This is a genomic window from Streptomyces sp. NPDC058464 (assembly GCF_042721035.1).
Lineage (GTDB): Bacteria > Actinomycetota > Actinomycetes > Streptomycetales > Streptomycetaceae > Streptomyces.
The window spans coordinates 72,574-85,933 of the sequence record NZ_JBHXMA010000048.1 but is presented as its reverse complement, the minus strand read 5'-3'; the positions used below and the strand labels follow the sequence as shown (position 1 = coordinate 85,933).

Below are 13,360 nucleotides of genomic sequence, written 5' to 3'. Positions count from 1 at the left end.
CCTCACGGTCGCCCTCTGCGGCGGGCAGTCGGCCGGGCGTCAGTGCGGATCGTCGCGCACGGAGACCGGGCAGAGGCGGCAGTGCACGTCGACCACGCCCTCCACGGCGCGGGTCAGCCGTTCGGCGACCGGCGCCGGTTCCGGGCTGTCGATCCAGCCGGTCAGCGTGACGACCCCCTCGGTGACCTCGACCCGGATGTGGTCGGCGGAGAGCGGGAACAGGCGGTCGACGACCTGCCGGCGCACCTCCTCGGTCAGCTCCTCGTCCGCACGCAGGAACACCTTCAGCAGGTCCGCCCGGCTGACGATGCCCTGGAGCACGCCCCCGCCGTCGACGACGGGCAGCCGCCTGACCCCGCGCCGCGCCATGATGCGCGCGGCCTCCGCCAGGGTGGCGTCGGCGTGCACGGTCACCGCGGGCGCGTTCATCAGCTCCCCGGCGGTGACCCCGCCCGCCTTGGCCACGTCGGCCGGCCGCGCCCGCTCGACGAACCGGTCCGGGTCGCGGTCCCGGAACTCCTCCTTGAACAGCAGGTCGGCCTCGGACACGACGCCGACCACCCTGCCCTCGCCCTCCAGCACGGGGAGGGCACCGACCTTCCACCGGTCCATCAGCGTGACGACGTCCTTGAACGGGGTGTCACGGCCTACGGACACGGGGGTGCGGGTCATGACGTCGCCGACGGTGTGCGGGCTGCCGTGCATGGTTGCCTCCTCGGATCCCGCCGATCACGAGAGGGCGGGAAGGACGCCATCCACTTCTCGCGGATCCTGATTGCGCGGTGCGCGGCCGTGGCCGACCGCTTCTCCGCGTCACTGCGGGTCCTTCCCGTCACCTCCAGCACACCACGGGAACGCCCACTCCACCAGGGCCGACCGGCCCGGAATTCGCAGTGCCCGCAAGTGCGCCGGCCGGCGGGCCCCGTCATGCCGCCGGACGCACTTCTCTGGCGGTGCGGCCGCCGGACGCGCAGCGTGGAGGAAGGGGCCGGCCGAACGCCCGAGGAGAGGTGCAACGCATGGACAGGGATGTCACCGAGCGACGGGTCGTGGTCGGCGTCGACGGCTCGCCGTCCTCCTACGCGGCCCTGCGCTGGGCCCTGCGGTACGCCGGTCTCGTCGACGGCGTCGTCGAGGCGGTCGCCGTGTGGGAACTGCCGGGACTGTACGGATGGTCGGGGCCCGCCGTGGACATGGACGTCGACGCGGAGGAGGCCCGGGACCGGATGCGGCAGGAGCTGACCGACGTGCTCGGCGCGGACAAGGCGGACTCGGTCCGCTCCCACCTGGTGCACGGCAACACCACCGACGTGCTGCTGCGGGCCGCCGAGGGCGCCGAGGCCCTGGTCGTCGGCAGCCGCGGGCGGGGCGGGTTCGCCCGCGCCCTGCTCGGTTCCGTCAGCCAGCAGGTGTCCCAGCACGCCACCTGCCCGGTCGTGATCGTCCGCGCGGAACAGGACTGATCCGGGGCCCGTACGGAGCGGGGTTTGCCGGCCTGCGTACCGGTTACCCGGGCCGTATGACGTGGACGTCTTCTCAGCAGGACGTGTACCGGTTCCTGGAGGACCGGTTCGTGTGCGCGCAGGCCTGCGCGGAGTGCGCCCGGATGTGTGTGCTGCGGACCGGCGTGCTGGATCCGGCCGGGACCGCCGAGGCGGAGCGGTACCGCCGCACCGGCATCATGTGCGCCGAGGTGTGCGACGCCACCTGCCGGGCGCTGACCGAGGACACCGGCCAGGACCCGGCCGGTCTGCGCGTCCAGCTGGAGTGGTGCCGTACGGTCTGCCTCGACGGCGCGCGGGCCTTCGACGCCCGGCCCGGCGCGGAGCCGAGCGCGGCCGCCTGCCGGGCATGCGCCGCGGCCTGCGCGGACTTCACGGCGGCGCTCGGCTGACACCGGAGCCCCGGCAACCGGCGTCGCCGCCGTCCGGTGCGGCGCGGGCGGCGCCGAGGGGCGACGGACGCTTCCCGGGCCGCCGACGAGCGGCCGGCGGGTCCGTGAGCCGCCGACGAGCGGCCGGCAGTCCCCGAGCGGGGGACCGGGTCTGCCCCCGGAACGGGGGACCGCCCAGTGATCCACGGCCGGAACTACCGTCGGAGCGCGCGCAGGTGGCCGTTCTCCGTCGGCCGTCGGCCGTCACCTGCGCGCTCCGTGGCCCGTCCTCGTCGGCTTTCGCTAGGAGTCCCTCGCCGTGAACAGCGGTCTTCTCACCATGCCCGCGGTCCGTGCCGGTGCCGCCGCACCCCGACCTCCCGAAGCAGCACTGACCTGGACCGACCCCGTCACGGGACGCCAGGGCTTCCTCGTCGTCGACCGGCTCGTCAGGGGCCTGGCCAGTGGCGGCCTGCGGATGCGCGAGGGCTGCCGTTACGAGGAGGTCGGGGAGCTCGCGGCGGCGATGAGCGTGAAGGAGGCACTGCACTACGACCCCGCAGGCCGCTCTCGGCTCCCTCGACACCCGGCTCCTCCAGCACCTCGGGGACACCGTCGCCCGCACCGGCCACCGCACCGTCGCGTCTCCATGGGCCCCTGCCACCATGAGGTCACCCTCGGCCCGAACATGTCCGGCGAGCCGTTCCTGCCGCAGCCCAGCGTGCTGCCCGAGTGCGACCTCCTCATCACCCACGGCGGCAGCAACACCCTGGGCGAAGGCGTCGCCGCGGGCCTGCCGATGATCGTCCTCCCGCTTTTCCGGGACCAGTACGACAACGCCCAGCGCGTCGCCGACCTCGGGGAACTGCTCGCCGACGACGGCCGCCGCCGGCGCCTCGCGGAGGTCCGCGAGAACATCCGGCGCGCCCCGGGCGGCGAGACCGGCGGCATCCTGATCGCCGACCTCGCCGACTCCCTGACCGGGATACGCCGATGAGACCCCCCGCCCCATTGCGCCTGGCCCTCGCCCAACTCAACCTCCATGTGGGCGGCTTGTCCGGCAACCTGGCCGCGTTGCGCCGCCGGACCGACCGGGCGCGCGACGAGGGCGCCGAACTCGTGCTCACCCCTGAGCTGTCGATCTGCGGCCACCCGCCCGAGGACCTCCTCCTCAAGGCACACTTCCTGCGCGACTGCCGGCCGCCCTCGACGAGTTCGCCCGCGGCACCTCCGGGATCGTCGCGCTCGTCGGCTTCCCCGAGTGGGACGGCGCCGTCCACAACTCCCTCGCCGTGGCCGCCTTCGGACCCGGCTGAGCGCTGGCCGCGGACGCGATGCTCGCCGCGGACGTCCCCAACCTCCTGATCCGCACCGCCCCGACAGCCCTCCGCCCCGCTCCCGACCTGTTCGGCGAAGTGCGCGAGGGCTGGCGGGAGTTCCGCTCCCACACCTGGCTGTGGGTCATCGTCCTGCAGTACTCGCTCGTCTCCATGGCCTGCGCGTGGGGGTACGGCGTGCTCGGTCCCGTGGTCGCCCGGGACAGCCTGGACGGGTCGACCGCCTGGGGCGAGATCCTGGTCGCCGAGTCGCCCGGGCTGGTCGTCGGGGCCTGCGCCGCGACCCGCTTCACCACCCGGCGGCCCATGCTGTTCGCCGCCCTGTGCGGAGCGGCGGTCGCCGCGCCCACGCCGGCCCTGGCGCTGCTCCTGCCGTTCTGGCTGATCTGCGCGTTCTCGTTCGGGACCGGAGTCCTGGTGGAGCTGATGACGGTCCGGTGGAACGTGGTCATGGCCCGCACCATCCCGGCGGACCGGCCGGCCCGGTTCGCGGCAGTGCTGCTCGCGGTCGCCGTCACCGTCCTCGCCCTGGCACCGAAGGAGGTCCGCGCGGAGGCGGGCCCGGCCGGCACGAACCGCTGACCCGATGGCTGGCATCGCCGATGCGCGTTTCCGCCGCGCCGCCGGGCTGCCTAGCGTGACAGGAGCACCGCCCCGTCCCCAGCCTCCCGTGCGCCGTAAGAGGAGTGCCTCCATGAGCCAGCCGCCCCGCCGGATCGTCACCGGTCACGACGAGACGGGCACCTCCGTGTTCCTCTCCGACGGCGAGCCGCCCGTCATCCGCACCGCACCCGACGGCGCCGCCTTCTACGAGATGTGGAACACCGACTCCGTACCGGCACCCGTGGCGGCGGACGAGCCCGAGCCCACGGAGCGCGACCTGACCGTGCCGCCGGCCCCGGGCGGCACCAAGATCCGGGTCAACGAGTTCCCGCCGGGCTGCGTCTCCCCGACGCACCGGACCCAGACCGTGGACTACGGCATCGTCCTGGACGGCGAGGTCGTCCTCGTCCTCGACGACTCCGAGCGCGTGCTGCGCGCCGGGGACGTGGTGATCCAGCGCGGTACGGACCACCGCTGGGAGAACCGCACGGACACGGCGGCCCGGATGGTGTTCGTCCTCGTGGACGGCGTCTTCACCGAGCCGCTGCTGAAGGTCCTGGGCACCGGGGTGCTCGACTCGCTGCACGGCAGTCCGCTGGCGGCCGGCGAGTCCTGAACCCGGTCGCGACGGTCCGCCGCCATTCCCAATTTCTGGAACACGTTCTACGGTGTGCGCCGTCAGGACCGCCCTTGGGGAGCCTGGAGGCGCCGTGCACCTCGACCACACGCCCGAGCAGCAGCGGCTGCGCACCGAACTGCGCGCCTACTTCGCCGGCCTGGTGCCGGAGAACGCCTACGCCCGCTACGCCGACCCGGCCGCGCAGAAACGCTTCTACCGGGAGACCGTCCGCCGGCTGGGCACCGACGGCTGGCTCGGGGTCGGGTGGCCGAAGGAGTACGGGGGGCGCGGCCTGACCGCGATGGAACAGTTCATCTTCTTCGACGAGGCCGCCCAGGCCGGCGTACCGCTCCCGCTGATGGCGCTGAACACCGTCGGCCCGACGATCATGCGGTACGGCACCGACGAGCAGAAGTCGTACTTCCTGCCCCGCATCCTCTCCGGCGAGATCGACTTCGCCATCGGCTACAGCGAGCCCGACGCCGGCACCGACCTGGCCGCCCTGAAGACCCGGGCCGTCCCTGACGGCGACGAGTACGTCGTCAACGGGCAGAAGATCTGGACGACGAACGGCGACACCGCCGACTGGGTCTGGCTCGCCACCCGCACCGACCCCGGGGCCCCGCCGCACAAGGGCATCACCATGCTCCTGGTGCCGACCACCGACCCCGGCTACTCCTGCACCGTCATCAACACCCTCGCCTCGCACGACACCACCGCCAGCTACTACGAGAACATCCGCGTCCCCGTCTCCCGCCGGGTCGGCGAGGAGAACCACGGCTGGCGGCTGATCACCAACCAGCTCAACCACGAGCGCGTCACCCTCGCCGCCCACGGCACCATGGCCATCCGCGCCCTGCACGACGTGCAGCGCTGGGCCATGGAGACCAAGCTCACCGACGGCCGACGGGTGATCGACCTGCCCTGGGTGCGCCGCCGCCTCGCGCAGACCCACACCCGCCTGGACGCCATGAAGCTCCTCAACTGGCAGATGGTGACCGCCGTCCAGGAGGGCACCCTCACCCCGCAGGACGCCTCCGCCGTCAAGGTCTACGGTTCCGAGGCGCGCCGCGACGCCTACGCCTGGCTGATGGAGGTCGCCGGCGCGGCCGGACCGCTCAAGGAGGGCTCGGCGGGCGCGGTCCTCCACGGCGACCTGGAACGCGGCTACCGCTCCGCGGTCATCTTCACCTTCGGCGGCGGCAACAACGAGATCCAGCGGGAGATCATCTCGTGGATCGGACTGGGGATGCCACGGGTACGGCGTTAGCCTGCCGGTATGGACGGTGATGCCGGGCTCTTCACCCCCGACTCCGTGACCTGGCACCTGCACGGCGACCCGATCATGTGGATCGCCGGCATCCGGGCGCTCTGGCTCCAGGCGCTGCACCCGCGCGCGGTGCGCGGCGTCATGGAGAACTCCGACTTCCGCAGCGACGCCTGGGGCCGTCTGATGCGCACGGCGAACTACGTGCGCACCACCATCTACGGCACCACCGAGGACGCCGAGCGGGCCGGGGCCCGGGTACGGAAGATCCACAGCATGCTGGGCGCCACCGACCCCGACACCGGCGAACGCTACGGCGTGGACGAACCCGACCTGCTGCTCTGGGTGCACTGCGCCGAGATCGACTCGTACCTGCACGTCGGCCGCCGCTCCGGCATCCCGCTCACCGACACCCAGGCCGACCGGTACGTCGCCGAACAGCGCGCCCGCGCCCGCCTGGTGGGCCTCGACGCCGACGCCGTACCCGGTGACCGGGCGGCACTGGCCGCGTACTTCGCGTCGGTACGGCCCGTGCTCGCCGTCGGAGCCGACGCGCGCGCGGTGGACGAGTTCCTGCTCCGGCCGTCGACGCACCCCCTCCTGATACCGGCGCGCGAGGTGCTGTGGCGGCGCGTGGCCCACCTCGCGTACGCCTCTCTGCCGCCGTACGCCCACGCGCTGTACGGCAGACCGGCCCCGGAACCCGCCGTCGTCACCCGCCGACTGCGCGCCACCGGCTCCCTGCTGCGCTGTGTTCCCGCACGTCTGCGCTGGCAACTCCCACCGAAACACATCCTGGACGCCATCGCGAGGCTCGGCCCGGACGCGCGCCCCGCACCGTACAAAGTCGGGCAATAGACAGCCATACTGGGCGAGCAGGGGGGTGTCACGGACCGCGACGGGGGGCGACGGCGCGCGATGGCTGACAGCAGGCTGGTCCAGGGGAGGTACCGGCTGCTCGACCTGATCGGGCGGGGCGGGATGGGCGAGGTGTGGCGGGCCCGCGACGAGTCACTCGGCCGGCAGGTCGCCGTGAAGTGCCTCAAACCGCTCGGCCCGCACCACGACCAGGCCTTCACCCGGGTCCTGCGGGAGCGGTTCCGGCGCGAGGCGAGAGTGGCCGCCGCGCTCTCCCACCGCGGGGTCACCGTCGTCCACGACTTCGGCGAGCACGACGGCATCCTCTACCTGGTGATGGAGCTGCTGGACGGCCGCAACCTCAGCCAGCTCATGGAGGACAACAAACACCACCCGCTGCCCGTCGGCGACGTCGTCGACATCGCCGAGCAGGTCTCCGCAGCCCTCGCCTACACCCACCAGCAGGGCATCGTGCACCGGGACCTGAAACCGGCGAACATCATGCGGCTCACCGACGGCACGGCGAAACTCTGCGACTTCGGCATCGCCCGCCTCGGCCAGGACATCGGCCTGACCTCCCGCCTGACCGGCACCGGCATCGCCATGGGCACCCCGCACTACATGTCCCCGGAGCAGATCGGCGGCACCGAGGTCGATCAGCGCAGCGACCTGTACTCCCTGGGCTGCGTGCTGTACGAGATCGCCACCGGGGCACCGCCGTTCGACCTCGACGACGCCTGGGCGATCCTCGTCGGCCACCGCGACACCCTGCCCGCCCCGCCGCGCAGCCACCGCCCCGAGCTGCCCGGCTGGTTCGAGCAGGTCGTCCTCGACCTGCTGGCCAAACGGCCGGAACAACGACCCTACGACGCCCGGGAACTGGGCCGCCGGATCACCTCCGGGCGGACGACACCCACGTACGTCCCCACCGTCGTCACCGCGCAGCCCCCGCCCCGGCCGCCCGAACCGGCCGCCCGCGAGCCCCGGCTGCCGTCCTGGACCCGGGGCATGACCACCGGCCACAAGGCGACCGGCGCCGCCCTTCGCACCACCCCGCCCGATCCCGGTGCCGGACTCACCGGCGAGTGGATCGCCCGCCCGGCCACCGGCGTCGCGGAACCGCTCCCGGCGGTCCCCGCCCCCGCCCCGGAGACCCTGGCCGCCCTCGCCGGCCGGCACAACGCCGGGCTCAGCCTGGGGCGGCTCGGCCGCTGGGCCGAGGCCGGCGAGGTGCACCGCGCCGTCGCCGCCGAACGCACCCACCTCCTCGGCCCCGACCACCCCGACACCCTCGCCAGCCGCTACGAGATCGCCTTCACCCTCAGCCGCACCGGCCGCGCCGCCGACGCGCTGCGCGAGTACACCGAGGTCGCCGCCGCCCGGGAGCGCGTCCTGGGCGCCGACCACCCGGACACCCTCGCCGCCCGCCAGGAAACGGCCTACGTGCTGGGCCAGTTGGGCCGCCACTTCGACGCCCACCAGGTGTACACGGCCGTCCTCGCCGCCCGGCAGCGGCTGACCGGCCCCGACCATCCGGACACCCTGCGCTGCCGCCACAACCTCGCCTTCAACCTCAGCAGACTGGGCCGCCTGGAGGACTCGTACCGCATGGCCCACGACGTGGCCGCGGCCCGCGCCCGGGTGCTCGGCCCGCAGCACCCCGACACCCTGGTCACCCGCTACGAAGTCGCCTACGCACTGGGCCAGTTGGGCCGCTGGGAGGAGGCCCTGCAGACCTACCGCGAGGTCGCCGAGGCCCGCGCCCGCGCCCTCGGCCCCGACCACCCCGACACCCTCGCCGCCCGCTACGAGGTCGGCATCAGCCTCGGCCGCCTGGGCCGCAGCGCCGACGCGCTCACCCTCTACCGCGCCCTCATCGACGACCGCACCCGCGTCCAGGGCCCCGCCCACCCCGAGACCCTGCGCGCCCGCCACGGCCTCGGCGTCAACCTCGGCCGCCTCGGCCGCTGGGAGGAGGCCCTCGCGGAATCACGCGACGTCTGCGCGATCCGCGAACGGGTCCTGGGCACGGACCACCTGGACACCCTGGTCAGCCGCCGCGAGGTGGCGGTGAGCCTGGGCTGGCTGGGCCGCTGGTCGGACGCGCTCACCGAGTACGGCCGCGTCGCCGCCGCCCGGGAACGCGTCCTCGGTTCCGACCACCCCGACACCCTGGCCAGCCGCAACGACGAGGCCCACTGCCTGGAACAGCTGGGACGGGGCCCGGAGGCGGTGGAGCTGTACCGAAGGGTGGCGGTCCTGCGCCAACAGCGCGCATCAGGAGGGCGACTGTGAAGCGCCCCGTAAGAGGCAGCGCGCCCCGTAGGGGCGCGGGGCTGTGACATATGCGGCTCCGCCGCGTGGGCGCGACCAGCCCCGCACAACCCGCACCCGAAAACCGGCCCTCCTCGCGGAGCGAACCGGCACGCCTCTTACCCACCTAGATCATCATGTGTTACGAAGAACCATGCCCGCTGCCACGGAACCCTCCCGCTCCTACGACGCCATCATCGTCGGCGGCGGCCACAACGGCCTCGTCGCGGCCGCCTACCTCGCCCGGGCCGGCCGCTCCGTCCTGGTGCTGGAGCGGCTCGGCCGCACCGGCGGCGCCGCCGTCTCCACCCGCCCCTTCGCCGGCGTCGACGCGCGGCTGTCCCGCTACTCCTACCTGGTCAGCCTGTTGCCGAGGAAGATCGTCCGCGATCTCGGCCTGGACTTCCGCGTCCGCGGCCGCACCGTCTCCTCTTACACGCCCGTGGAGCGCGACGGGCGCCCGACCGGCCTGCTGGTCGGCGGCGGCGAGCGGCGGATCCGCGAGGCGTTCGAACGGCTGACCGGCGGCAAGACGGAGTACCAGGCCTGGCAGCGGTTCTACGCCATGACCGGCCGGGTCGCCGAACGCGTCTTCCCGACGCTCACCGAGCCGCTGCCCGCGCGCGAGGAACTGCGCCGCCGGATCGACGACGAGGCGGCCTGGCGGGCGCTGTTCGAGGAGCCGATCGGGGTGGCGATCGAGGAGAACTTCACGGACGACCTGGTCCGCGGGGTCGTCCTCACCGACGCGTTGATCGGCACCTTCGCCGACGCCCACGACGCCTCGCTGCGCCAGAACCGCTGCTTCCTCTACCACGTCATCGGCGGCGGCACCGGCGCCTGGGACGTTCCGGTCGGCGGCATGGGCGCCCTCACCGACGCGCTGGCCGCCGCCGCGCGCTCGGCGGGCGCGGTGCTCGCCACCGGGCACGAGGCGGTACGGATCGAGACGGACGGCCGGGCCGCCGAGGTCGCCTACCGCACCGCCGACGGGGAAGGCGTGGCCGCCGCCCGGCACGTCCTGGTGGGCGCCTCCCCGCAGGAACTCGCCCACCTCACCGGCGACCCGGCCCCGGAGCCCGCCGAGGGCGCCCAGCTCAAGGTCAACATGCTGCTCAAGCGGCTGCCCAGACTGCGCGACACCGCCGTCGACCCGCGCGAGGCGTTCTCCGGCACCTTCCACATCGCCGAGGGCTACGGGCAACTCGCCACCGCCCACGCCCAGGCGGCGGCCGGCCGGCTCCCCGCCGCCCCGCCCTCGGAGATCTACTGCCACTCCCTGACCGACCCCACCATCCTCGGCCGCGACCTGGCCGAACGCGGCTACCAGACGCTCACCCTCTTCGGCCTGCACACCCCGGCCCGGCTCTTCGCCGCCGACAACGACGCCGTACGCGACGAACTCCTCAAGTCCACCCTCGCCCAGCTCGACGCCCACCTCGCCGAGCCGATCACCGACTGCCTGGCCCTCGACGCCAACGGCCGCCCCTGCATCGAGGCGAAGACCCCCCTGGACCTCGAACGCGACCTGCGCCTCCCCGGCGGCAACATCTTCCACCGCGACCTCTCCTGGCCCTACGCCCAGGACGGCACCGGCCGCTGGGGCGTGGAGACCCGGCACGCCAACGTCCTGCTCTGCGGGGCGGGCGCGGTGCGCGGGGGAGGGGTGAGCGGGGTGCCGGGGCACAACGCGGCGATGGCGGTGCTGGAACAGACCTGACCGAGCGGCGCGTTCGGAATCCGGCAGGAGAATCTGACGGAGCATCAGAAAACCTCTTCCGTCGGCCGCACGACTGCGGCATCCTGCGCCCATGCAGACGGAGCTGAGCAAGACCCTGGGAGTCGAGCACGCCGTCTTCGGCTTCACGCCGTTCCCCGCCGTGGCCGCGGCCATCAGCCGGGCCGGCGGCTTCGGAGTGCTCGGCGCGGTCCGCTACACCGCCCCCGACGACCTCAAGCGCGACCTCGACTGGATCGAGGCGCATGTCGACGGGAAACCGTACGGGCTCGATGTCGTCATGCCCGCCAAGAAGGTGGAAGCCCCGAAAAATCAAACACTGAGTGAAGCCGATGTCGAGGCGATGATCCCGGAGGGGCACCGGCAGTTCGTCAGGGACACCCTCGCCAAGTACGGCGTGCCCGAGCTGGCCGACGGCGAGGCGTCCGGCTGGCGCATCACCGGGTGGATGGAGCAGGTCGCCCGCACCCAGCTCGACGTCGCCTTCGACTACCCGATCCGGCTGCTCGCCAACGCCCTCGGCTCACCGCCCGCCGACGTCGTCGACCGCGCCCACGACCAGGACGTCCTCGTCGCCGCGCTGGCCGGCAGCGCCCGGCACGGGATCAAGCACAAGGACGCGGGCATCGACATCGTCGTGGCCCAGGGCTACGAGGCCGGAGGCCACACCGGTGAGATCGCCACCATGGTGCTCACCCCGGAGGTCGTCGACGCCGTCGCGCCACTGCCGGTGCTGGCGGCGGGCGGCATCGGCAGCGGCCGACAGGTGGCCGCCGCGCTCAGCCTCGGCGCTCAAGGAGTGTGGCTGGGCTCCATGTGGCTGACCGTCACGGAGGCCGACCTCTCCTCGCCGGCCGTGACCCGCAAACTGCTCGCCGCAGGCTCCGGCGACACCGTCCGCTCCCGCGCGCTGACCGGCAAACCGGCCCGGCAGCTGCGCACCGAGTGGACCGACGCCTGGGACGACCCGGACGGCCCCGGCACCCTCCCCATGCCCCTGCAGGGCCTGCTCGTCGCCGAGGCCCTCACCCGCATCCAGAAGTACGCGGTCGAGCCCCTGCTCGGTACCCCCGTCGGCCAGATCGTCGGCCGGATGACCGGCGAACGCAGCGTCCAGGCCGTCTTCGACGACCTCACCCGGGGCTTCGAGCAGGCCGTCGACCGCATCAACCGCATCGCCGGAAGGAGCGGCACGTGACCAGTACGCCCCCCGCCGGATTCTGGGCCCAGGCCACCACGGACCCCGAGCGCACGGTCCTCGTCGCACCCGACGGCGAGGAATGGACCGCCGGCCGCCTGCACACGGCCACCAACCAGCTCGTCCACGGACTCCGGGCCGCGGGCCTCGAACGCGGCGACGCCTTCGCGGTCGTCCTGCCCAACGGGCCCGAGTTCTTCACCGCCTACCTGGCCGCCACCCAGGCCGGTCTCTACCTCGTCCCGATCAACCACCACTTCGTCGGCCCGGAGATCGCCTGGATCGTCGCCGACTCCGGCGCCAAGGTGCTCCTCGCCCACGAACGGTTCGCCGGACCGGCCCGCCACGCCGCCGACGAGGCCGGCCTCCCGGCCACCCACCGGTACGCGGTCGGCGCGGTCGAGGGCTTCCGGAAGTACGCCGAACTCCTGGACGGACAGCCCGAGTCGGCGCCCGCGGACCGCGAGCTCGGCTGGGTCATGAACTACACCTCGGGCACCACGGGCCGCCCCCGCGGCATCCGCCGCCCGCTGCCCGGCAAGCTTCCCGAGGAGGCCTACCTCGGCGGCTTCCTCGGCATCTTCGGCATCCGCCCCTTCGGCGACGACGTCCACCTGGTCTGCTCGCCGCTCTACCACACGGCGGTACTCCAGTTCGCCGGCGCGTCCCTCCACATAGGCCACCGTCTCGTCCTCATGGACAAGTGGACCCCCGAGGAGATGCTCCGCCTGATCGACGCACACAAGTGCACCGACACCCATATGGTTCCCACCCAGTTCCACCGCCTGCTCGCCCTCCCCGCGGAGGTGCGCGCCCGCTACGACGTCTCCTCCATGCGGCACGCCATCCACGGCGCCGCCCCCTGCCCGGACCACGTCAAACGGGCCATGCTCGACTGGTGGGGGCCCAGCGTGGAGGAGTACTACGCGGCCAGCGAGGGCGGCGGCGCCTTCGCCACCGCCGAGGACTGGCTGAAGAAGCCCGGCACGGTCGGCAAGGCCTGGCCGATCAGCGAACTCGCGGTCTTCGACGACGACGGCAACCGGCTCCCGCCCGGCGAACTCGGCACCGTCTACATGAAGATGAACACCGGCGGCTTCGCCTACCACAAGGACCAGGCCAAGACGGAGAAGAACCGCATCGGCGACTTCTTCACCGTCGGCGACCTCGGCTACCTCGACGAGGACGGCTACCTGTTCCTCCGCGACCGCAAGATCGACATGATCATCTCGGGCGGGGTCAACATCTACCCCGCCGAGATCGAGTCCGTGCTCCTCTCCCACCCCGCCGTCGCCGACGCCGCCGCCTTCGGCATCCCGCACGACGACTGGGGGGAGGAGGTCAAGGCCGTCGTCGAACCCGCCCCCGGACACGAGCCCGGCCCGGACCTCGCCGCCGACCTGCTGGCCCACTGCGCCGGACAGCTCGCGGGCTACAAGTGCCCCAAGACCGTCGACTTCATCGCCGAGATGCCCCGCGACCCCAACGGAAAGCTGTACAAGCGGCGGCTGCGGGACCCGTACTGGGAGGGCCGCACCCGCCCGGTGTGACCAC

General features: G+C 73.2%; 12 protein-coding genes and 1 pseudogene. 12 read left to right on the top strand and 1 reads right to left on the bottom strand.

Annotation, left to right across the window (positions count from 1 at the left end; genetic code table 11):
- Positions 1 to 39: 39 nt before the first annotated feature.
- Positions 40 to 705, bottom strand: a complete 666-nt coding sequence (locus ACFWPQ_RS42950) for a CBS domain-containing protein (protein ID WP_384047915.1) — start codon at positions 703 to 705, stop codon at positions 40 to 42.
- A gap of 314 nt (positions 706 to 1,019) precedes the next feature.
- Here ACFWPQ_RS42950 and ACFWPQ_RS42945 point away from each other — a divergent pair, with 314 nt between their 5' ends.
- From ACFWPQ_RS42945 to ACFWPQ_RS42890, 12 genes and pseudogenes are all read left to right on the top strand, one after another.
- Entirely contained in the window at positions 1,020 to 1,463 is a 444-nt protein-coding gene (locus ACFWPQ_RS42945; protein WP_384047913.1) for a universal stress protein, read from the top strand.
- Between the two features lie 56 nt (positions 1,464 to 1,519).
- A complete protein-coding gene (locus ACFWPQ_RS42940; protein ID WP_384047910.1) occupies positions 1,520 to 1,894 on the top strand; it encodes a ferredoxin in 375 nt (124 codons plus the stop codon).
- Between the two features lie 319 nt (positions 1,895 to 2,213).
- Positions 2,214 to 2,441, top strand: a pseudogene (locus tag ACFWPQ_RS42935) (glutamate dehydrogenase); the annotation flags it as partial.
- Positions 2,442 to 2,522: 81 nt separating this feature from the next.
- Entirely contained in the window at positions 2,523 to 2,870 is a 348-nt protein-coding gene (locus ACFWPQ_RS42930) for a glycosyltransferase (RefSeq protein WP_384047921.1), read from the top strand.
- A gap of 337 nt (positions 2,871 to 3,207) precedes the next feature.
- The gene (locus tag ACFWPQ_RS42925) at positions 3,208 to 3,792 is read left to right on the top strand and encodes a hypothetical protein (protein ID WP_384047908.1); all 585 of its coding nucleotides are present in this window, start codon (positions 3,208 to 3,210) and stop codon (positions 3,790 to 3,792) included.
- 112 nt (positions 3,793 to 3,904) lie between these two features.
- The gene (locus ACFWPQ_RS42920) at positions 3,905 to 4,429 is read left to right on the top strand and encodes a cupin domain-containing protein (protein WP_384047905.1); all 525 of its coding nucleotides are present in this window, start codon (positions 3,905 to 3,907) and stop codon (positions 4,427 to 4,429) included.
- A 94-nt stretch (positions 4,430 to 4,523) separates the two neighbouring features.
- Entirely contained in the window at positions 4,524 to 5,702 is a 1,179-nt protein-coding gene (locus ACFWPQ_RS42915) for an acyl-CoA dehydrogenase family protein (protein WP_384047902.1), read from the top strand.
- Between the two features lie 9 nt (positions 5,703 to 5,711).
- A complete protein-coding gene (locus tag ACFWPQ_RS42910) occupies positions 5,712 to 6,557 on the top strand; it encodes an oxygenase MpaB family protein (protein ID WP_384047899.1) in 846 nt (281 codons plus the stop codon).
- A 60-nt stretch (positions 6,558 to 6,617) separates the two neighbouring features.
- Positions 6,618 to 8,852, top strand: a complete 2,235-nt coding sequence (locus ACFWPQ_RS42905; RefSeq protein WP_384047896.1) for a tetratricopeptide repeat protein — start codon at positions 6,618 to 6,620, stop codon at positions 8,850 to 8,852.
- 172 nt (positions 8,853 to 9,024) lie between these two features.
- Positions 9,025 to 10,590: a phytoene desaturase family protein gene (locus tag ACFWPQ_RS42900; RefSeq protein ID WP_384047893.1), complete on the top strand. Its 1,566-nt coding sequence runs from the start codon at positions 9,025 to 9,027 to the stop codon at positions 10,588 to 10,590.
- 91 nt (positions 10,591 to 10,681) lie between these two features.
- Complete coding sequence (locus ACFWPQ_RS42895) at positions 10,682 to 11,806, top strand: nitronate monooxygenase (RefSeq protein WP_384047890.1); 1,125 nt, start codon at positions 10,682 to 10,684, stop codon at positions 11,804 to 11,806.
- Entirely contained in the window at positions 11,803 to 13,356 is a 1,554-nt protein-coding gene (locus ACFWPQ_RS42890; RefSeq protein WP_384047887.1) for an acyl-CoA synthetase, read from the top strand. The genes ACFWPQ_RS42895 and ACFWPQ_RS42890 overlap by 4 nt, the downstream gene beginning before the upstream one ends.
- Positions 13,357 to 13,360: the final 4 nt, after the last annotated feature.